We start from the raw sequence: 20,203 nt of genomic DNA, 5'->3' as shown, positions 1-20,203 counted from the left end.
CTCTGGTCATTTTATGGAAACAAGCGAAAGGGGGAATTGATTTTGAGAGGAAATAAAAAGTTATTTTTAAGAAGGGGTTACCCTTTACTGGCAAATTATGGGATTTCCTTAATTGGTGATACCCTTTACCTATTTGCCATCAATTGGTTCCTCGTTTCTCAAACTCAAAATACGGCACTACTAGGAAAAATAAATAGTATGAGTACTTCAGTCTTATTGTTTTCCAATATCCTAGTCGGACCGCTTGTTGATCAAGTGAATCGAAAAAAATTATTAATCTTTTCAGACATCATGAGTTTTTTAGCCTGCTTAGCCTGTTCTCTATTATATAAAGATTATCTTGATGATCAATTAATCTTGATTCTTACCAGTGCTATATTAAGTATCGCTTTGGCCATCAATTCTCCAGCAGCCAAGGCTATTGTCCCTCATGTGGTCTTAGGGGAGGATATTGAGCGCTTTAATTCTATCCAAAATACCCTATCAAGTATCATTAAGGTAGGAGCTCCGATTATCGGTTCGCTAATTCTCGCTGTTAATAATAATTTTAATTTCTTTATTCTAATAAACTCCTTATCTTTTTTATTATCAGCACTCATCATTGCTTCTGTGCCTTACTATGAGGACAATAAACTAGATGCCAATCAGTCCCTTCAATTTCATACCCATTTTGTCTCTGGCTTAAAGTATGTCTTCAGTATGAAAAAGATTTTAGGGGTCATGGTCTTTATTTCCTTATTAAACTTTATCATGACTGCTTATGAATTAGTTATTCCCTTTGCCATCAATGTTTTGTTAAAGGGATCTGATAAGACATATAGCCTGGTCCTTAGTACAGAAGCACTTGGCGGTATTCTTGGAGGCGTGATACTCACCTATCGTGGGAGTGGTCAATCAGAAGAAAGTTTTATCCAAGATGTAAAGTATCTAGCAGTCGTCTTGTTAATGGCGGGTTTTTTTCAGAGTCTTTTCTTTATGTTCCTGTGTGCCTGGGTGAATGGCTTTTACCTGGTTCAAATTAACGCCAAGGTGTTTACCATTATACAGAAGCATAGTGACCAGGAATTTTTAGGTCGGGTATTTTCCTTGCTCTTTGTTTTTAGCTCTTTGTTTTCACCTTTAGCCAATGGTGTATTTGGCAGCTGATTCCCCTAGTAGAGTGGCATAGCTTGACTGTGGCTGGACTAGGTGTACTTGTGGTTTCCTACAGCATCAAGAAGTTATTTTTTTGAGGGGGAATAAAGACCTCTTTTTGAAGAAGTAATTGTGTTACAATGGGGTGTGCGTTGTTCGAAACCATCCAACGTAAAAAAACTAGGAGGAAAATATTATGCAAGAGAATAAAACCCGGCCCTTAGTCATTAATGCCTTAGTGGCTGCAATTTATGTGGTGATCTACTTTATCGCCCCGCAAATTGCCTATGGACCGATTCAATTTCGCCTATCCGAAGGGCTCAACCATTTGAACGCTTTTGACCGCCGCTATAAATGGGGTGTGGTGGCAGGTGTTTTCATTGCTAATTTTTATGGCTTTGCCAATGGCTTAGGCTGGTATGACCTGGTCTTTGGGACCTTCCATACGGTCATTAGTTTCTTGATTTGTGATTGGATCTACCCTAAGCTTCCTTCCGTTAAGGCCCGCTTAGGCGCGACGACAGTGATTTTCTCATTGATGATTTTCATTGTGGCATTTGAACTGAATCTAGCCTTCCAATTACCTTTCTGGTACACCTACTTCACCTTAGTGGTCAGCGAGCTGATTGTCTTAGCCATCACAGCACCACTCATGTACTGGATCGACCGTCAAGTCCACTTCCACGAAAAAATCGCATAAGGGCATTTGATAGAGAATTTGTATTTGAAGAGAGTGCGACAGTCACAAAAAAGGACGAAACCATTGGAGAAAACTGTCATAAGCTCAGTTTGTCTGAGCGTTACCAGTTTTTAGTTGGGTTCGACTTGGCAGACTTGGAATGATTTCACAAGTCAGAAACAAGCGATTACTTCGCTCTTATTCTGACTTGCTCCAATCATCCAAGCCTAGGCGCCAAGTCTCACACCCTAGGTGAAGCGGACGTTCGTCCTGTGACTGGAACACATTTTGATTAGATAGTTCGTATTTTTAAAAGAAGCTAGGTTTTGCCCTAGCTTTTTTCATTCCTTATTTTAATTGGCATGTTTTCAAAAAATAGATAAAAGCTGAGAAGCGAGAAAAATGACTGCCTGTTGAAGTCTTTGCCTAAAAAAGGGAGTTTTTTGAAAAAATATTGGGAAAAGACTTGCTCGTGACCTTGCGTCATAAGCTAATCTACAGGCAGAAAGGAGGAAAAGCAATGCTTAATGAAGAGAAGAAAGGAAGTGAATCGATGGCAACTTATACAAGTGGTGAATTGGCTAAATTAGCGGGGGTGACTGTGAGAACGGTCCAGTACTACCACAAACGCGGTCTGGTTCTTCCCACCAGTATTTCCGAAGGGGGCCGGCGTTTATATTCCCAAGGCGACCTCAATCAAATGAAGACGATCAGCTTTTTGAAAGACCTGGGCTTTTCCCTAGACGATATTAAACAAGTCCTAGATGAGGACAATGCTCGGGACTTGATTGATTTATTAATCGACCAACAGATCCAAGCCTTGGAGCTTAAGCGCCAGGAAGAAGAAATCCAGCTCGACCGACTTAGAGCCCTGCAAAAAAGCCTCAATTCATTTACTGACCTTTCTGCCACCGGCTTATCGAGCATTGCCAAAATGATGAATAAACGTAAACATGTTCAACAATTACATCTTTTTATCCTATTAACGGCCTTGCCGATTAGCCTCTTAGCAGGCTTAGCGATTTTTTTACTCGTGACCCAAGGGAGTTTTGCCTGGTTGACCCTCTATTTCATCCTGGCTATCCCTTATGGACTCGGTATTAGCCGGTATTACTTCAAGCAAGTGGCCTATATTTGTCCGGAGTGCCATTATGACTTTCAACCGGACTTGAAGGCAGCAATTCTTGCTAAACATACCCCTTATACTCGGAAACTAAGCTGTCCGCATTGCCACTACCATGGCTACTGCGTCGAAACTCTCGCTCAGAAAGAAGGAGACCATCATGAATAACTTGAGTGAATATTTACCCTTTTTAATTCCCGTTATCATCCTACAAGTTGCCTTGTTAGTTTACACCCTCCACCATATCCTCACACCCACAAGACTTATAAAAGAGGAGGGCGGACGTTCTGGTTGGTCGTGGTGATCGTCTTGATGCAATTTGTTGGCCCCATCCTCTATCTCATCTTCGGTAAGGAGGAGGACTGATGGCAATTTTGACCTTGGACCATGTGTCCAAAAAATTTGGCAGTCATACCATCCTCGATGATTTATCCTTAACGGTGCCTCAAGGCAGTGTCTTTGGCTTCATTGGAAGAAATGGGGCCGGCAAGACTACTACCATGAAACTTATCCTGGGCCTCATGTCCGCCGACCAGGGGCAAATTTTTGTCAAGGGCGAGCGGGTCAGTTATGGCCAGACCCAAACCAACCGCTATATTGGTTATCTGCCTGATGTGCCAGCCTTCTATCCCTTTATGAACGGAGAAGAATACCTGCGCTTTTTGGGGCAAATTGCTGGTATGTCAGTCAGTGAGGCCAAGAAACGGAGCCAGGAACTTTTAGACCTGGTAGGCCTAGCCCAAGATAAGCAGCGGATTAAGGGCTATTCGCGGGGCATGAAGCAGCGCTTAGGGATTGCCCAGGCTCTTATGGGACGGCCACAATTATTAATTTGTGACGAACCTACTTCGGCCTTAGATCCCTTAGGACGGCGGGATATTCTAGCGATTTTGTCTAATATTCGCCAGGAAACCACGGTGCTTTTTTCCACCCATATCTTGTCAGATGTTGAAAAAGTCTGTAGCCATGTGGCCCTCTTAAACCAAGGGCAGATTGCCCTAGCTGGCCCTTTGGAAGCCTTGACCCGTCAGGTGGGCGGACCCAGCTACCAGGTGGAACTGGAAAAGCCTGAGGACCGCTTAAGTTTTCAAGCGGCCTTTCCCAAGAGTCAGATCGACCAGGCCGGCAAGTTACGCTTTTCTAGCCAAGACTATCCTTTAAAAGTCGTCTTAGCCTGGTTGGCTGACCAAGACTTAGCTCTCCGGCAAGTTGAGCGGGTGGAGACGTCCTTAGATGATTTATTTCAAGAGGTGGTTCGATGAAGACATTAATGACCTTACTGAAAAAAGAATTTTTAGCTCAGTGGCGGGGTGGCCAGCTCTTTATTTTAGTCCTGGTTTTCTTTGTGATTGGCTTAATGAATACCGCCTTGGCCTTGGCAACCCCTTGGATGCTCGAGCAAATTGCTAGCCAAGACAATGGCCTAGCCATCCAGGTTCAAGCGGTGGAAGTGACGGCGACCATGGCCTGGGAGCAGTTCTTTAAAAACCTCCCCCTAGCCATGCTCTGTTTTGTCTTCTTAGAGAGTCAGCTTCTCACTAAGGAATACCAGACGGGGACCTTGATTTTGGTTTTGACCAAGGGCTTGAAACGGAGTCAATTCCTCCTCGCTAAATTTATCTTCCTGGTCAGCCTTTGGACTGGAGCTTATAGTATTTGCTGGCTAACCACCTTGACTTATACCCAATATTATTTGGGCAGTGTTAACCAGGACGACTTAACCCTTGCCCTTTTAGCCTGGTATGGTTTTGGGCTCTTAGTTGTCAGTCTCCTCCTCGTAGCTTCCACCTTGGCAGCTTCCTCTAGTGGGGTCCTAGTGACCTTGTTTGCTAGTCTCTTAGTCTTTTATGTGCTGAGTGTCTTCCCACAAAGTAAGGATTATTCGCCGATCCTTTTAACGGAAGGGAAGGCCCTATTAGGAGAAGGTTTGGATTTTGAGGATTGCCGTCAAGCGGTTTATAGCACGGCAGGCTTGATCCTGGGCAGTCTTTGCCTCAGTTTCCCCCTTTTTAACCGCCGGCAATTGTAAATTTTATCACTTAGCGCTTGCTTTTATTGAATAGATGTTTTTGCCCGGCTAGTCCGGGCCTTTTTTATAGAATGAGAAGATAGATCAGGGGAGGCTAGGTTTTCCCTAAGAGAATGCTTGGAGCAAAGTATAGACGGGCGAAAAAAATTATAATATACTAGACTAATATAAAGACATTTTTGAAGCAATGAAGGAGAAATGATATATGGAAGATCCGGGGGCCTCTTCGATCCTAGGACAAATAATTTTAATACTGGTATTAACCTTAATTAACGCTTTCTTAGCTGGGGCAGAAATGGCCTTTGTTTCTGTTAACCAAGGGAAGATCAACCAATTGGCTGAGGAAGGTGACCGCCGCGCTGTAAAAGTGGTCCAATTACTGGATAAGTCGGATGACTTTCTGTCTACGATTCAGGTAGGAATCACCTTTGCTGGGTTCTTATCCTCGGCATCGGCTGCCAATACCTTTGTGGGCTACATCTTGCCCTATTTGGCCAATATTCCCGCTGCCGAAATTCTGGCTACGGCCATCGTTACGGTGATTTTATCTTATATCTCCCTTGTCTTTGGGGAGCTCTTTCCTAAGCAAGTTGCCATCCAAATACCAGAGAAGTACTGCCTGTTCTCGGCAGGAACGATATCATTCTTAAATAAAGTGTTTACGCCTTTCGTCTGGTTATTAACCGCCTCGACTGACGTGCTAAAGGCTATCGCACCGATCGACTTTACCCAAAGAGAAGAACGCTTGACCCGTTCTGAAATGCGGAAGTTAATTGAGAGTGGCCGCAATGACGGAATCATTGATATGGATGAATTTCGGATGATGCAAGGGGTGCTCTCTTTGGATTCCAAGCTGGCTAAGGGCGTGATGGTGCCACGGACAGATACCTTTATGCTGGATATTGAAGATGACCGCGAGGAGAACTTGCAGCTCATTCTGCAGTCCCAATATTCTCGGATTCCGGTTTACCGGGATGACAAAGACGATATTCTAGGCATTGTCCATGCCAAGGACGTTTTACGGGAAGCTAACCGGGTGGGTTTTGAAAATATTCAGATGGAAGACATCATGCGCGAGCCTTACTTTGCACCGGAAACGGTCTTTATCGATGACTTGCTTTTAGAATTTAAGCGTAACCACCTCCATATGGCCATCTTAAAAGATGAATATGGGGGAGTGGTCGGTCTAGTGACCTTGGAAGACCTGATTGAAGTGATTGTCGGGGACATTGAAGATGAGTACGATGAAATGTCCTTTAAATATAAGAAGGTTAGTGATGATACCTATATCATTGACGGAAGTATGCCGATTGATAAGTTTAATCAGCTGTTCAATGCCCATATCTATTCGGGCGACTCCGATACCATGGCCGGTATTATTATTGAACAATTGGGACGTTTTCCCCAAGATACTATTAACGAAAGCATCCAAGTCGATGATTATCTCTTCACCACAACCGATGTAGATGATGGCCGGATTCGTAAAATCAAAGTCCACTACCAACCCCGTGAAGAAGACGACGAATAATAAAAAGCCTAAGTTGACCTTGAGCGCTTAAAGACGCTGGGCCACTTAGGCTTTTTTCTATTGAAGGGATGAATTGTCTTGGGCTTTCTTCATAAAGCTCTCTTTATTGACTTTCACTCGGCGGTGGTCTAAACGACCAATTAATTGGTCTTGGCAATAGGCTTGCATTTGGAAATGGTAATGACGATCATCGTGGTCAACCAATTCACAGTGAATGCGGATTTCTTCATTCAAGAGACTAGGAGCTAAATGTTCTAACTGAGCATTGGTTCCCACGGTCGTTTCGTCTTCCGCTAAGTGGTCTTTTAAAAATCGGACTGCTGCATTTTCGAAATAACCTAAGAGCCAGGGGCTGGAAAGCACTTCTAAACTTCCTGAGCCGACTTGGTTAGCCAATTGGTGGGGTAAAACAGTAAAATAGGTATCCATAGTAATCCTCCTTGGGCGCATTATAAAAATTTAAATTAATTATACCATAGCTGTTGACAATGTCTAAATAAGCTGGTAATCTATTAGAGTTGCTTGAGAGCGAACAGCTCCCCAGCAAAAAAAATATTTCAGAAAGCTATTGACAAAATCTTCTGAATGATTATATAATATAGTTCCTGGCTAAGAGCTTTGCCAACAAAACTTTAGAAAATAAAAATATTTAAAAAGGTGTTGACAAATATCTAAAAGCTATGGTATACTAATTAAGTCGCTGTCACAGAAGACAGAAAGATTAGACCTTTGAAAACTGAACAAAGAAGACGAACCAAATGTGTAGGACATCAACATTTTGTTGATGAACCAACAATTCAAACAATAAGTCTAGACCAGACTATAACTAGTCAGCAAACAAATGAGCTATCAACGCTCATGATTCTTTCATGAGAGTTTGATCCTGGCTCAGGACGAACGCTGGCGGCGTGCCTAATACATGCAAGTCGAGCGAACCGACGAAGTGCTTGCACTTCTGACGTTAGCGGCGGACGGGTGAGTAACACGTAAGGAACCTACCGATAAGCGGGGGACAACATCCGGAAACGGGTGCTAATACCGCATAGGAAAGGCCACCACATGGTGGCCTTTGGAAAGACGGCTTTGCTGTCACTTATCGATGGCCTTGCGGTGCATTAGCTCGTTGGTGGGGTAACGGCCTACCAAGGCAATGATGCATAGCCGACCTGAGAGGGTAATCGGCCACATTGGGACTGAGACACGGCCCAAACTCCTACGGGAGGCAGCAGTAGGGAATCTTCCGCAATGGGCGCAAGCCTGACGGAGCAACGCCGCGTGAGTGAAGAAGGTTTTCGGATCGTAAAGCTCTGTTGTAAGAGAAGAACAAATTGGAGAGTAACTGCTCCAGTCTTGACGGTATCTTACCAGAAAGCCACGGCTAACTACGTGCCAGCAGCCGCGGTAATACGTAGGTGGCAAGCGTTGTCCGGATTTATTGGGCGTAAAGGGGGCGCAGGCGGTTTCTTAAGTCTGATGTGAAAGCCCACGGCTTAACCGTGGAAGTGCATTGGAAACTGGGAAACTTGAGTACAGAAGAGGAGAGTGGAACTCCATGTGTAGCGGTGGAATGCGTAGATATATGGAAGAACACCAGTGGCGAAGGCGACTTTCTGGTCTGTCACTGACGCTGAGGCCCGAAAGCGTGGGTAGCAAACAGGATTAGATACCCTGGTAGTCCACGCCGTAAACGATGAGTGCTAGGTGTTGGAGGGTTTCCACCCTTCAGTGCCGGAGTTAACGCATTAAGCACTCCGCCTGGGGAGTACGGCCGCAAGGCTGAAACTCAAAGGAATTGACGGGGACCCGCACAAGCGGTGGAGCATGTGGTTTAATTCGAAGCAACGCGAAGAACCTTACCAAGTCTTGACATCCTTTGACCACTCTAGAGATAGAGCTTTCCCTTCGGGGACAAAGTGACAGGTGGTGCATGGTTGTCGTCAGCTCGTGTCGTGAGATGTTGGGTTAAGTCCCGCAACGAGCGCAACCCTTATTGTTAGTTGCCAGCATTCAGTTGGGCACTCTAGCGAGACTGCCGGTGACAAACCGGAGGAAGGCGGGGATGACGTCAAATCATCATGCCCCTTATGACTTGGGCTACACACGTGCTACAATGGATGGTACAACGAGCAGCGACCTTGTGAAAGCAAGCGAATCTCTTAAAGCCATTCTCAGTTCGGATTGTAGTCTGCAACTCGACTACATGAAGCCGGAATCGCTAGTAATCGCGGATCAGCACGCCGCGGTGAATACGTTCCCGGGTCTTGTACACACCGCCCGTCACACCACGAGAGTTTGTAACACCTGAAGTCGGTGAGGTAACCTTTGGAGCCAGCCGCCGAAGGTGGGACAGATGATTGGGGTGAAGTCGTAACAAGGTAGCCGTAGGTGAACCTGCGGCTGGATCACCTCCTTTCTAAGGATATATTCGGAATACATATTTGAGTCTTCTTTGTTTAGTTTTGAGAGGTCTAACTCTCTATTGTTCTTTGAAAACTGAATACTATCATAACATTCCGCATTTCTATTTTTTGCGAGATAGAAATGTCAATAAACCAATTTTACCAAGCGTAAAAACCGAAAAAAGAAAGAGTTTTAAAACTTTTCGCATCATACAACTTAACCGGTGGTTAAGTGAATAAGGGCGTACGGTGAATGCCTTGGCACTAGGAGCCGATGAAGGACGGGACGAACACCGATATGCTTCGGGGAGCTGTAAGTAAGCTTTGATCCGGAGATTTCCGAATGGGGGAACCTCATTGTTTTTATCGACAATGGTCCACTCAGTGAACACATAGCTGAGTGGAAGGTAGACGTGGTGAACTGAAACATCTCAGTAGCCACAGGAAGAGAAAGAAAAATCGATTTCCCGAGTAGCGGCGAGCGAAACGGAAAGAGGCCAAACCAGCGTGCTTGCATGCTGGGGTTGTAGGACTGATGGACGGGAGTGAATGAGCTAGTCGAACGCCATGGAAAGGGCGATCAGAGAGGGTGACAATCCCGTAGGCGAAAGCTCAGCCACCTCATTCAGTATCCTGAGTACGGCGGTACACGTGAAATTCCGTCGGAATCCGCCAGGACCATCTGGCAAGCCTAAATACTCCCTAGTGACCGATAGTGAACCAGTACCGTGAGGGAAAGGTGAAAAGCACCCCGGAAGGGGAGTGAAAGAGTACCTGAAACCGTATGCCTACAAGCAGTCAGAGCCCGTTAAGGGGTGATGGCGTACTTTTTGTAGAACGGACCGGCGAGTGACGATAGCAAGCAAGGTTAAGCTGAAGAAGCGGAGCCACAGCGAAAGCGAGTCTGAAGAGGGCGTTGAGTTTGTTGTCGTCGACCCGAAACCAAGTGATCTACTCATGTCCAGGCTGAAGGTGTGGTAAAACACACTGGAGGGCCGAACCCACGTCTGTTGAAAAAGGCGGGGATGAGGTGTGGGTAGCGGTGAAATTCCAATCGAACTTGGAGATAGCTGGTTCTCTCCGAAATAGCTTTAGGGCTAGCCTCGGATGATGACTATTGGAGGTAGAGCACTGTTTGATCGAGGGGTCCATCCTGGATTACCGACATCTGATAAACTCCGAATGCCAAATAGTTTAGTCCGGGAGTCAGACTGCGAGTGATAAGATCCGTAGTCGAAAGGGAAAGAGCCCAGACCACCAGCTAAGGTCCCAAAGTTTCAGTTAAGTGGAAAAGGATGTGGGGTTGCTTAGACAACTAGGATGTTGGCTTAGAAGCAGCCATCATTGAAAGAGTGCGTAATAGCTCACTAGTCGAGTGACCCTGCGCCGAAAATGTACCGGGGCTAAACTGAACACCGAAGCTGTGGATCCATAGGATGGTAGGAGAGCGTTCTATAGGCAGAGAAGCATGATCGTGAGGACATGTGGAGCGTATAGAAGTGAGAATGCCGGTATGAGTAGCGAAAGACGGGTGAGAATCCCGTCCACCGAATGACTAAGGTTTCCTGGGGAAGGCTCGTCCTCCCAGGGTTAGTCGGGACCTAAGCCGAGACCGAAAGGGATAGGCGATGGACAACAGGTTGAGATTCCTGTACTTGTTTGATTTGTTTGAGCGATGGAAGGACACAGAAGGCTAAGCGGAGCGCGGAGATGGAAAAACGCGTCCAAGCAATAAGTGAGAAGGTGAGTGAAAGGCTTGCCTCAGACTTCATGAGTTGTGACGGGGAGGGAAATTTAGTACCGAAGCCGCCGACGTCACGCTGTCAAGAAAAGTTTCTAGTGAGAATCAAACAACCCGTACCGCAAACCGACACAGGTAGTCGAGTGGAGAACACTAAGGTGAGCGAGCGAACTCTCGTTAAGGAACTCGGCAAAATGACCCCGTAACTTCGGGAGAAGGGGTGCTGACCGCAAGGTCAGCCGCAGTGAATAGGCCCAAGCGACTGTTTATCAAAAACATAGGTCTCTGCCAAATCGAAAGATGATGTATAGAGGCTGACGCCTGCCCGGTGCTGGAAGGTTAAGAGGAAGGGTTAGCGTAAGCGAAGCTCTGAATTGAAGCCCCAGTAAACGGCGGCCGTAACTATAACGGTCCTAAGGTAGCGAAATTCCTTGTCAGGTAAGTTCTGACCCGCACGAAAGGCGTAACGATTTGGGCACTGTCTCAACGAGAGGCTCGGTGAAATTGTAGTACCAGTGAAGATGCTGGTTACCCGCGACAGGACGGAAAGACCCCATGGAGCTTTACTGTAGGTTGATATTGAATGTTTGTGCCACATGTACAGGATAGGTAGGAGCCATCGAAGTCGGGACGCTAGTCTCGATGGAGGCACTGGTGGGATACTACCCTTGTGGGATGACCATTCTAACCCGCGACCATTAGCTGGTCGGGAGACAGTGTCAGTCAGGCAGTTTGACTGGGGCGGTCGCCTCCTAAAGTGTAACGGAGGCGCCCAAAGGTTCCCTCAGAATGGTTGGAAATCATTCGCAGAGTGTAAAGGCAGAAGGGAGCTTGACTGCGAGACCTACAAGTCGAGCAGGGACGAAAGTCGGGCTTAGTGATCCGGTGGTTCCGCATGGAAGGGCCATCGCTCAACGGATAAAAGCTACCCTGGGGATAACAGGCTTATCTCCCCCAAGAGTTCACATCGACGGGGAGGTTTGGCACCTCGATGTCGGCTCATCGCATCCTGGGGCTGAAGTCGGTCCCAAGGGTTGGGCTGTTCGCCCATTAAAGCGGTACGCGAGCTGGGTTCAGAACGTCGTGAGACAGTTCGGTCCCTATCCGTCGCGGGCGTTGGAAATTTGAGAGGAGCTGTCCTTAGTACGAGAGGACCGGGATGGACACACCGCTGGTGTACCAGTTGTTCCACCAGGAGCATGGCTGGGTAGCTATGTGTGGACGGGATAAGCGCTGAAAGCATCTAAGCGTGAAGCCCCCCTCAAGATGAGATTTCCCATACTTTTAAAGTAGTAAGACCCCTGAAAGACGATCAGGTTGATAGGTTTGGAGTGGAAGCTTAGCAATAAGTGGAGCGGACAAATACTAATCGGTCGAGGACTTATCCAAAGGATAAGGTTGTATGAGGTTTAAGGAAGGCATGATAGATTCAGTTTTGAGCGAACAAGCTCAAAAAATAAATTGTACGGTGACGATGGCAAGAAGGACCCACCTGTATCCATCCCGAACACAGCAGTTAAGCTTCTTAGCGCCGAATGTAGTTGGGGGTTGCCCCCTGTGAGACTAGGACGTTGCCGTGCTAACTAAGAGCCATTCCAATAGGAATGGCTTTTTTGTTGCTTTTTGGAATTGCTTAGGGCTTTGTGTTTTAATAGGGCATAGGATAAGTAAGTTAATAAGATTATCAAAACCGTTTATAAGACTGTGAAAAGAAAAAGCAAGCAGGTCTGAATTAGTTAAAACCTGCTTGCTGGTATTCGTAGGAGAAATTACTTTTGCTTACTCGTTAAGAAAGGAAGAATGCCTATGCAAAAAATTGCTGTTGATATGGACGAAGTGATTGCGGATTTTTTAGCCAAGCAAATTCGTTTGTTTAATGAAAGCTATGATTTTCAAATTAAAAAAGAAGACCTCCTTGGGAAGAACTTGGATCAATTATTTCCCCAATACCAAAAAGCACTCCATGATATGGTGGCTGATCCTTATTATTTTGCTGATCTTGGGATCATTGAGGGGGCACAAAAGGCCCTTTGGCAACTCAGTCAGGATTATGAAGTTTTTATTACTACGGCTGCAATGGAATTCCCGACTTCTTTTACCGCTAAGTATGAGTGGTTAACCCAACACTTTGACTTTATCCCCGATAGTCACTATGTCTTCTGTGGGCAAAAGTCGATTTTGGGGGCTGATTACTTGATTGATGATAATAGTCGTCATTTTCAAGGCTTTAATGGTAAGGGACTGCTCTTTTCAGCCCCCCATAACCTGACGGAAAATTATCCCGACCGGCTGGATAATTGGGAGGCAGCCCTGGACTACTTTTATGGATCTGCTCGATTGACTGAATAAGTTCCTAAGTAAAAGACATTTGATTAGTCGTCTTCTTCAAGGTTACTTTCCTTAACCAGGTAAAGGGGGCGTCTTTTGCTTTCCAGAAAAGTCTTGCCAATGTATTTCCCCACAATGCCCAGAGAAAGCATTTGTAAACCACCCATGAGTAAAATAATAACAATGGTTGACGTCCAGCCCGAGGTGGGATTACCAAAGAGCAGGGTACGGACCATAAAGAAGGCCGCTAATCCAATAGCTAGGATAAAGACAATCAGGCCTAGGATAGCGATGATGTTGAGGGGGATCTGGGAAAAAGAAATAATCCCTTCTAAGGAATATACCAAGAGGTTCCAAAAGCTAAAATGGCTGTGGCCAAACTGACGTTGGTGGTTGGGAAAATCGATATAGGTCTTTTGGTAGCCGACCCAATTAAAGATTCCCTTAGAGAAGCGGTTGACTTCACTCACTTTGAGGACACTATCAACCATTTGCCGAGTCATCATGCGGTAGTCTCTTTCCCCGCTGCGAATAGGCGTGTGGGATAATTGGTTAATCAGCCAGTAAAAGAGCCGGGCACATTGGGAGCGAAACCAAGATTCTCCTTGCCGGTCTTGACGGCGGGTCACCACACAGTCATAGTCTTCTTCGTTGAGTTTTTGGTACATGGGGACCAATAGTTCAGGCGGGTCTTGGAGGTCCACGTCCATAATCACCACGTAGTCTCCGTGGCTGTGTTGTAAGCCGGCATAAATGCCCGCTTCCTTGCCGAAGTTCCGGGAAAAAGCCAGGTAAGTCAGCCGCGGATCTGCTTGGCTTAGGGCCTTGATTTCTTGGAGGGTCTGGTCTGTTGATCCGTCATCAATAAAGAGGAGCTGCCAGTCCAATGGGTTAGGGAAGTGAGACATGGTCGCTAACATGGCCTGGTAATAGGGGCGGATATTATCGGCTTCATTGTAGCAAGGGATAATAATAGAAATTGACTTCAATGGGGTCACCTCATGTTTACTTTACAAGTCTGGTTCTCGTGCTTACACCCTTGAGTATAGCAAAAGTCAGGACTTTTATAATTCATTTATTTTAATTTTTATGAAATTTAAGTTATTATAGGGGAGAAAGGTTGTGGAAATATGGCTTATAGTGAAAGTGAATTTAATGAAGCTGTTGAAAAATTAAACCGTGTGAACGCCAAGGACCTGCTCTCTAATCTAGATAGTAAGGAAGAATCCTTAGTCTTCGTGGGCCGACCAACTTGTCCTTATTGCCGCAAGTTCCTACCAAAATTAATTGAAATCATTGAAAGTGATGACTTAGAGTTTGCCTACCTGGATTCGACGGCTACCGCAGAAAGCATTGCTATTCAGGAATTTAGAGAACAAGCTCAAGTGGCAACAGTGCCTGCCCTAGTGCGTATCGGTGGGGAAAAACGCTTAGAAAATTTAGGTATTGATTCCTCAGATTCAGTCGAAAGCATTAGAGAGAAAATCGCCCAATAATTTCTCATTGGCGAAAAATAAAAATAAGAGCAGGTCTCTGGAAAAAGGTGTCAATGTTGGATTGGGCACCTTTTTTCTTTTAGCTAGGCTTTTGCTATAATAGAGAAAAATGAAGTAGGTGATTATAGCAATGAAGCGGTTTTTAACTTTTCTCTTAACGGGAATTTTAGCCTTTTGCCTAGCGGGTTGCCAAGACTTGGACCAGGTTCTGGATCAAGTCTCCCAGCAAGCAGGAGACCAGGTGGAATATGGCCAGGTTTACCGTTCTGACGAAGAGGTCAGTGCCTATCTCAATGCCTACCAGGAACTTCCGCCAAATTATATCACTAAAAAAGAAGCCCAGGCGGCTGGCTGGGAAAGTGATAAGGGCAATTTATGGGAAGTGACCGATAAGAAAACCATTGGTGGCGACCATTTTGGTAACTTCGAAAGGAAGCTACCGGCTGATAAGACTTACCGAGAGGCCGATGTCAACTACTATGGGGGCTATCGGGGGGATGATCGCCTAGTGTATTCCTCATCTGGCGACATTTACTATACGGATGACCACTACCAAAGCTTTAAACAGTTGTATTGAGGTGAAGGACAATGAATGGGAAAAATAATACTAGGAAGGTGCAGACATCTCCTAAGCGCTACCAAGGCCAGGTGAATCGTCAATCGCGGGTCTATCAGGTGGTTCTCGATGGCCAGGTGATCAAGAATAGCCAGGACCTCTACCGGGCCTTTGCCCAGGGGATGGATAAGAGTGTAACTTTTGCCGGCAACTTGGATGCTCTATATGATGTGTTGACCGCCAACTCTAAACCGCTCAAGCTTATCTTGAAGCACCCAGTTGACTTAAGCAGCAATCTGGCAAGCAAGGCCGAGCCTTTTTTTACGATGATTAAGGCGGCAAGAGCGGCCAATCCCCAGCTTGAAATTATTGACTAGAAAGGAAGAGTCATGTGACAGCCAGGAAGACTTTACTTTATATTGCTGGTCATTACCCTGACTTAGACAAGGCCGATTTACAGTTATTATTAGAGCGGGGAATTGAGATTGTGACCCAAATTTTTACCCCAGATCGTTGGGAGGCGCCCTATGCTTTAAGTGAGGACCAATGGCTCTTATCCTTTAACCATACTGCGTCAGCCTTCTTGGCCTACCGTTTGCTCGAGCAGCTCCTGTATCCGATTCAAGTCAATGCCAGCATCGCTTATGGCAGTCTTGATTCACAAGCGGGGCTAGTCGCCAGTCCGGCCTACCACTATGCCAGTCAAGCTCTCTTGGAGGCCCAGTCTTTGGGAGAAGGAGTCCTGCTCTATAACGCTAATTATTTAGAGGACCAGCTGACCAATATGCTGCTTTTGGCCTGGCAAGAGATTATCAAAGGACAGTCTGAGATTCAAAGAGCCCTGCGACTGTCCTATGAACTCCAATTTCCTCTCTATACGGCCTATGCCATGACCAGTGAATGGCCTTTTCAAGAGATCGAAGCCTTGGAAATCTTAAAAATGCCGGTCTATGCCATGGAAGACAAGTTACAGGATTACCAGACCATTGACTTTCAAGCGCGAAAGCCCTTAAAAATTGTTGATTTACATGCTAAAATACAGAGTGACCATTTTTATGTGACTGGTCTCTATGAAAAGGGCTATGCCAGTGCCATAGCCAAGATGAACCAAACCAGCCGACAAAACGTGGATTATCATCTCAAGTCAGGACGCTTTGCCGCTGAACGTAATTATGCAGCGGCTATTGTTTTACAATTGGAACGTGAGGAAAATGCTCTTAGTGTTTAAGGAGTCATAAGGAGGATATACATGCAGCTGAAACTTAATCAAAGCAATCGCGAGCTTAAAGATAAGGCTAAGTCAGCCATTTCTGGCAATCGCTTGTCTTTAACCGGGATGTTTTTACTTAATCTACTCATCACTTTTGTTTTTACCAGCCTCTTGGGCTTTTTAGCCAATTGGTTGGAACCCCTTAGTATCCAATCTTTTTCGATTAACCGGTTATTTTTAGATACGCCGGGTTTGATTGGCGAAATGATCAACCAAGTCGGACAAAGTACCGACCCCATCGCTTTAGGAATCACTCTACTGGTGAGCTTCTTAATCAGCTTTTTCATGGTTCAAGTCTGGGTTTATGGTACCCCTTGGTCCTTATTAGAAATGGTTGATGGGGGCGACCACCATATTGGCCGGGTGTGGTCAGCCTTTACTCATCGGCCTATCCGCCACTATATAACGAATTTCTTGGCTGCTATTGTACGCTGGTTCTCTGCCTTTGTCTTTTATTTAGTTTTAGCCACGATTTTATTCTTCTATTATGTGGTCGTTCTTTCCACCGCTCGGGCAGCGATTGGCCAGGTGACCGGCATCGTGGTCCATGTGCTCTATCTGTTGATTGCGCTATTATTACTATTTTTACTTGCTCTCTTGACCAGCTGGCTCTACTATGGTTTTAACTTCATTATGTTCCCAACTTACGATAACGAAGAAACCGGGGTTTTCCGGTCTTTGAGAATGAGTTGGCAACTGATGCGGGGCAATAAGTGGCGGCTCTTCAAGATGGGCTTAGGCTATGTCTTTCTTCCCTTAATTATTGGTGGGGCAGTGAGCCTCTTAATGGCTTACTTTAGAACCGCCTTTCCTCAAGCTGATTATTATTTCTGGGCCCAATTAGGCTTGGGAGTGCTGGTGGTCCTATTCTTATTTGGTAATTTAATTAAGTTCATGGTGGTTGAAGCGGTCTTTTACCGGGAACAAACTAAGCAATATGCCCTCTACCTCAATGACCATTTCCCTGGTTTTGGCGCTGAAGCTAGCGATAATATTGCTGACTTATACCACACAGAAGATCGTCCTCAATTTACCGCAGATACTATGGCTATCGATGCCTCTGAATTAAACGCTCTGGATGATTCTGCTAGTTCCAGTGACGATTATCTTTCCGAAGCGGCCTTTAGAGAAACCTATGGCCCAGACCAAGATGATTTTAAGGCAGGTGGAGAAGGCACTTATAGTCAAACCCAATCCATTTATCCAGAAAATGAGAGTTCAGATTCTGACCCCGCTTCATTAGACTCTGAAGACAACGATGATGAGATTATGGTGATGGCCCCAGCTGACAGCCAAGATGAGCCTGCTCGCTCTGATTCGCAAAGGGATAATAAGTCTGATCAGCCGGATGAAACGGCCTATGACTATGCGGACCCAGGCTATGTTCTCGATGATCGTCAACAGGAAGAAGTCCTGCCTGCCTCGGATATCTTCGACCTGGCTGAAGATTATAGTCAGCCTGAAGCAAGTCCTATTAATGAGGAAACTCTTCCAGAGCAAGTGGAAACCCCTCAAGATAAAGCAACTGAAGCGGCAGAAACAGACCATTTTGAGACCCGTCCAGAGGAAGAAGAAACAAGCGATTTTGACTTCCCCGTCCTGGAAGAATCAACCCCATCAGACGACAGTCAATCATCAGTGGATAAAGCTGATCTAGAAGAAACTATTGAAAAGGGGCCTGAAGCTGACTCAGAGGAAGTTGTTGAAGAGGAGTCTGAATCTGATCCAGCGGGTGAAGCTGTCGAGAAGAAACCTTATGACCCTTATGGCTACAACACCCCTAAGAAAACCAACTTTAAACAAGCCAAGCATAAGGACGATATCCTTCTCGCCGCAGACCGTAGCGCGGAAAGCAGTTATGACAAGTCTATTGTGAATCAATCGGATTTCCTCGATGGCGATCCTTTGACTCCAGATCAAGAAGACCAAGATTCAACCGATAAATAGTAAAAATACATAAGAAAAAACGGAGTAGCTTGAGGCTTACTCCGTTTTTTGCTATTCAATTAACTATGAAAGAAACCTAAGAACTCTTATCTTGGTCTGAGTAAGGCGAGCCCTTGTGGCCTTCCCAAGCCAGCCGGTGGATGGACTCGGCGACCTGTTCAGGAATACCCAGGCCTTGGATTTCACTAAGATCAGCCTGGCGGATGGCCTTAATGGTTTTAAAGTGGCTGAGGACCTTGCGCCGGGTTTTCGGCCCCACCCCCTTGACACTATCAAGACGGGATTGGAAAGAATTCTTGTGGTGGACTTGCCGGTGAAAGGTCTTGGCATAGCGGTCGACTTCGATTTGAATTCTTTGCACCAGGTGGAAGGCCTGGGACTTGGGATCTAGGGGCACAATGGCATGGTCATCGCCATAGATTAAGTGGGAGGTCCGGTGCTTGTCATCTTTGACCATGCCGGCAACCGGTAAGTCATCGAGGCCCAGTTCATTGACCAAGACATCCCGAGCGGCATTGACCTCAATACTGCCCCCATCCATGAGAACAATATCAGGTAAGTCCTTGCCTTCTTTTAAGAGTCGACTATAGCGGCGACGGATCACTTCTTGAGTAGCTTGGTATTCATTGGCTCCCTGGAAGGACTTGATCTTAAACTTGCGATAGGCCTTCTTATTGGGGCGGCCGTCTTCATAGACCACCATCCCACAGACATTATCCACTCCAGAAATATTGGAAAAGTCAAAGCTTTCCATCCGTCTGAGATAGGGCAGATTTAAAGCAGCGCTAAGCTCCTCAACAGCTCCCCGGGTTTTCTTCTCATTCATTTCTAATAAGCGGAATTTTTGTTCGTGGGCCAATTGGGCGTTTTCGGTTGCCAGGTCCAGCATATGGCGTTTATCCCCGCGTTTAGGGTTGACCACGGAGATCTCGAGAGCATCACTCAAGAGATGGGTATCGATGTTTTCCGGCACCAACACTTCCTTAGGCAGGGTGTGGTTTTGCTCTTGGTAGAACTGGACAATATAGGAAGTTAATTCCTCGGCGGGATCGTTATAACAGGCGAAGAGGGCCGAATCCCGTTTGATAATGGAAAACTGGCGCAGGAGAAAGACTTGGATACTGATCCAGCCATGGTTGTAGTAATAGGCAAAGACGTCGCGGTTATTGTATTGCTTACTCATGACATTTTGCGGTTCAACGGTTTGCTCAATATAGTTAATTTGGTCCCGGTATTCAGCGGCCCGCTCATAGTGCATGTTTTCTGAGGCTTGGACCATTTTATTCTGAAGGTCCTCTTTAATGGTTTGGACGTCACCATTCAAAAAGCGGGTAATCCGCTTAATCTGTTGGGCATATTCTTGGGCTGTTACTTCGTGGTCACAGCAGCCAATGCATTGGCCCAGATGGTAGTAGAAGCAGGCCCGTTTTTCATTCTTACCGCATTTTCTCAAGGGATAGGTTTTTTGGAGCAGGTCCCGGGTACTGGTTGCGGCATTGACATTGGGATAAGGGCCAAAGTACTTGCCACCGTCTTTTTTGACGTCAGAAGTGATGATCAGTTGGGGGTCTTCTTCATTGGTGATTTTCAGGTAGGGATACATGGTCCCGTACTTGAGCATAATATTATAGTGGGGTTTGTATTTTTTGATAAGATTAATTTCCAACAAGAGACTTTCTTTGTTGGTGTTGGTCATAATGACTTCGAAGTCAGCAATTTCTGATACTAATTGGGCGGTTTTTCCGGTATGCTGACTGCGGAAGTAGGAATGAACCCGGTTAAAGAGATTCTTGGCTTTTCCAATATAGATAATGTGTTGGTTGCGGTCTTTCATAATGTAGCAACCTGGTTTTTTAGGAACTAATTTCAGTTTGTTCTCGATCAGTTGGTTGGCCACCAAGAATCATCTCCTTTCTAATCCATAATCTTTATTTACTTTAAACTCATCTATCTATTATAGCAATCCCGCTTAA

General features: G+C 45.7%; 17 protein-coding genes, 3 rRNA genes and 1 riboswitch. Of the genes, 17 read left to right on the top strand and 3 right to left on the bottom strand.

Annotated features, from left to right (window positions below; all coding sequences use genetic code 11):
* Positions 1 to 42 precede the first annotated feature (42 nt).
* The 8 genes from DBT49_RS07990 to DBT49_RS07960 all read left to right on the top strand — a co-directional run bounded on the left by DBT49_RS07990 (position 43) and on the right by DBT49_RS07960 (position 6,493).
* Positions 43 to 1,146: an MFS transporter gene (locus tag DBT49_RS07990; RefSeq protein WP_224786517.1), complete on the top strand. Its 1,104-nt coding sequence runs from the start codon at positions 43 to 45 to the stop codon at positions 1,144 to 1,146.
* 133 nt (positions 1,147 to 1,279) lie between these two features.
* A riboswitch (PreQ1 riboswitch) is annotated at positions 1,280 to 1,324 on the top strand.
* A 6-nt stretch (positions 1,325 to 1,330) separates the two neighbouring features.
* On the top strand, positions 1,331 to 1,834 hold the full coding sequence (locus tag DBT49_RS07985) for a QueT transporter family protein (RefSeq protein ID WP_060778710.1): 504 nt from the start codon (positions 1,331 to 1,333) through the stop codon (positions 1,832 to 1,834).
* 532 nt (positions 1,835 to 2,366) lie between these two features.
* Positions 2,367 to 3,104 carry a MerR family transcriptional regulator gene (locus DBT49_RS07980; RefSeq protein WP_070558222.1) on the top strand — a complete coding sequence of 246 codons (738 nt, stop codon included), beginning with the start codon at positions 2,367 to 2,369 and terminating at the stop codon, positions 3,102 to 3,104.
* Positions 3,097 to 3,240: a hypothetical protein gene (locus tag DBT49_RS07975; RefSeq protein WP_432624908.1), complete on the top strand. Its 144-nt coding sequence runs from the start codon at positions 3,097 to 3,099 to the stop codon at positions 3,238 to 3,240. Before DBT49_RS07980 ends, DBT49_RS07975 begins: the two co-directional genes overlap by 8 nt.
* Positions 3,234 to 3,302, top strand: a complete 69-nt coding sequence (locus DBT49_RS09800) for a PLDc N-terminal domain-containing protein (RefSeq protein ID WP_432624909.1) — start codon at positions 3,234 to 3,236, stop codon at positions 3,300 to 3,302. The genes DBT49_RS07975 and DBT49_RS09800 overlap by 7 nt, the downstream gene beginning before the upstream one ends.
* Positions 3,302 to 4,198: an ABC transporter ATP-binding protein gene (locus DBT49_RS07970; RefSeq protein WP_070558162.1), complete on the top strand. Its 897-nt coding sequence runs from the start codon at positions 3,302 to 3,304 to the stop codon at positions 4,196 to 4,198. The genes DBT49_RS09800 and DBT49_RS07970 overlap by 1 nt, the downstream gene beginning before the upstream one ends.
* Positions 4,195 to 4,965: an ABC transporter permease subunit gene (locus DBT49_RS07965; protein ID WP_070558160.1), complete on the top strand. Its 771-nt coding sequence runs from the start codon at positions 4,195 to 4,197 to the stop codon at positions 4,963 to 4,965. Before DBT49_RS07970 ends, DBT49_RS07965 begins: the two co-directional genes overlap by 4 nt.
* 205 nt (positions 4,966 to 5,170) lie before the next feature.
* Positions 5,171 to 6,493 (top strand): hemolysin family protein, encoded by a 1,323-nt coding sequence (locus DBT49_RS07960; protein WP_070558158.1) that lies wholly within the window; start codon positions 5,171 to 5,173, stop codon positions 6,491 to 6,493.
* Between the two features lie 57 nt (positions 6,494 to 6,550).
* Here the strand turns inward: DBT49_RS07960 and DBT49_RS07955 are convergent, their stop codons facing one another.
* A complete protein-coding gene (locus DBT49_RS07955) occupies positions 6,551 to 6,922 on the bottom strand; it encodes a thioesterase family protein (RefSeq protein ID WP_070558156.1) in 372 nt (123 codons plus the stop codon).
* 436 nt (positions 6,923 to 7,358) lie between these two features.
* Between DBT49_RS07955 and DBT49_RS07950 the strand changes: the two genes are divergently transcribed.
* The 4 genes from DBT49_RS07950 (at position 7,359) to DBT49_RS07935 (ending at position 12,982) form a co-directional block, all read left to right on the top strand.
* A 16S ribosomal RNA gene (locus DBT49_RS07950) occupies positions 7,359 to 8,906 on the top strand.
* Positions 8,907 to 9,118: 212 nt separating this feature from the next.
* A 23S ribosomal RNA gene (locus DBT49_RS07945) occupies positions 9,119 to 12,022 on the top strand.
* Between the two features lie 75 nt (positions 12,023 to 12,097).
* Positions 12,098 to 12,213: ribosomal RNA gene (gene rrf / locus DBT49_RS07940) — 5S ribosomal RNA — on the top strand.
* Together the 16S, 23S and 5S rRNA genes form the textbook arrangement of a ribosomal RNA operon.
* 226 nt (positions 12,214 to 12,439) lie before the next feature.
* A complete protein-coding gene (locus DBT49_RS07935) occupies positions 12,440 to 12,982 on the top strand; it encodes a 5' nucleotidase, NT5C type (protein WP_070558329.1) in 543 nt (180 codons plus the stop codon).
* A gap of 23 nt (positions 12,983 to 13,005) precedes the next feature.
* On the opposite strand, the gene DBT49_RS07930 is transcribed toward DBT49_RS07935, so the two are convergent.
* Complete coding sequence (locus tag DBT49_RS07930) at positions 13,006 to 13,950, bottom strand: glycosyltransferase family 2 protein (RefSeq protein WP_111872419.1); 945 nt, start codon at positions 13,948 to 13,950, stop codon at positions 13,006 to 13,008.
* Between the two features lie 141 nt (positions 13,951 to 14,091).
* Here DBT49_RS07930 and DBT49_RS07925 point away from each other — a divergent pair, with 141 nt between their 5' ends.
* The 5 genes from DBT49_RS07925 (at position 14,092) to DBT49_RS07905 (ending at position 18,230) form a co-directional block, all read left to right on the top strand.
* Positions 14,092 to 14,457, top strand: coding sequence for a thioredoxin domain-containing protein (locus tag DBT49_RS07925; RefSeq protein WP_070558334.1), 366 nt, complete (start codon positions 14,092 to 14,094; stop codon positions 14,455 to 14,457).
* A 130-nt stretch (positions 14,458 to 14,587) separates the two neighbouring features.
* Positions 14,588 to 15,034, top strand: a complete 447-nt coding sequence (locus tag DBT49_RS07920) for a ribonuclease domain-containing protein (RefSeq protein WP_083300393.1) — start codon at positions 14,588 to 14,590, stop codon at positions 15,032 to 15,034.
* 11 nt (positions 15,035 to 15,045) lie between these two features.
* Positions 15,046 to 15,390, top strand: coding sequence for a barstar family protein (locus DBT49_RS07915; RefSeq protein ID WP_070558336.1), 345 nt, complete (start codon positions 15,046 to 15,048; stop codon positions 15,388 to 15,390).
* A gap of 14 nt (positions 15,391 to 15,404) precedes the next feature.
* Entirely contained in the window at positions 15,405 to 16,241 is an 837-nt protein-coding gene (locus tag DBT49_RS07910; protein WP_070558338.1) for a hypothetical protein, read from the top strand.
* 21 nt (positions 16,242 to 16,262) lie between these two features.
* Positions 16,263 to 18,230 (top strand): DUF975 family protein, encoded by a 1,968-nt coding sequence (locus DBT49_RS07905; protein ID WP_070558340.1) that lies wholly within the window; start codon positions 16,263 to 16,265, stop codon positions 18,228 to 18,230.
* Positions 18,231 to 18,306: 76 nt separating this feature from the next.
* Here the strand turns inward: DBT49_RS07905 and uvrC are convergent, their stop codons facing one another.
* A complete protein-coding gene (uvrC, locus tag DBT49_RS07900; RefSeq protein ID WP_070558412.1) occupies positions 18,307 to 20,127 on the bottom strand; it encodes an excinuclease ABC subunit UvrC in 1,821 nt (606 codons plus the stop codon).
* Positions 20,128 to 20,203: the final 76 nt, after the last annotated feature.

Source organism: Aerococcus mictus (genome assembly GCF_003286595.3).
GTDB classification, from domain to species: Bacteria; Bacillota; Bacilli; order Lactobacillales; family Aerococcaceae; genus Aerococcus; species Aerococcus mictus.
This window is presented reverse-complemented; position numbering and strand designations above follow the sequence as displayed.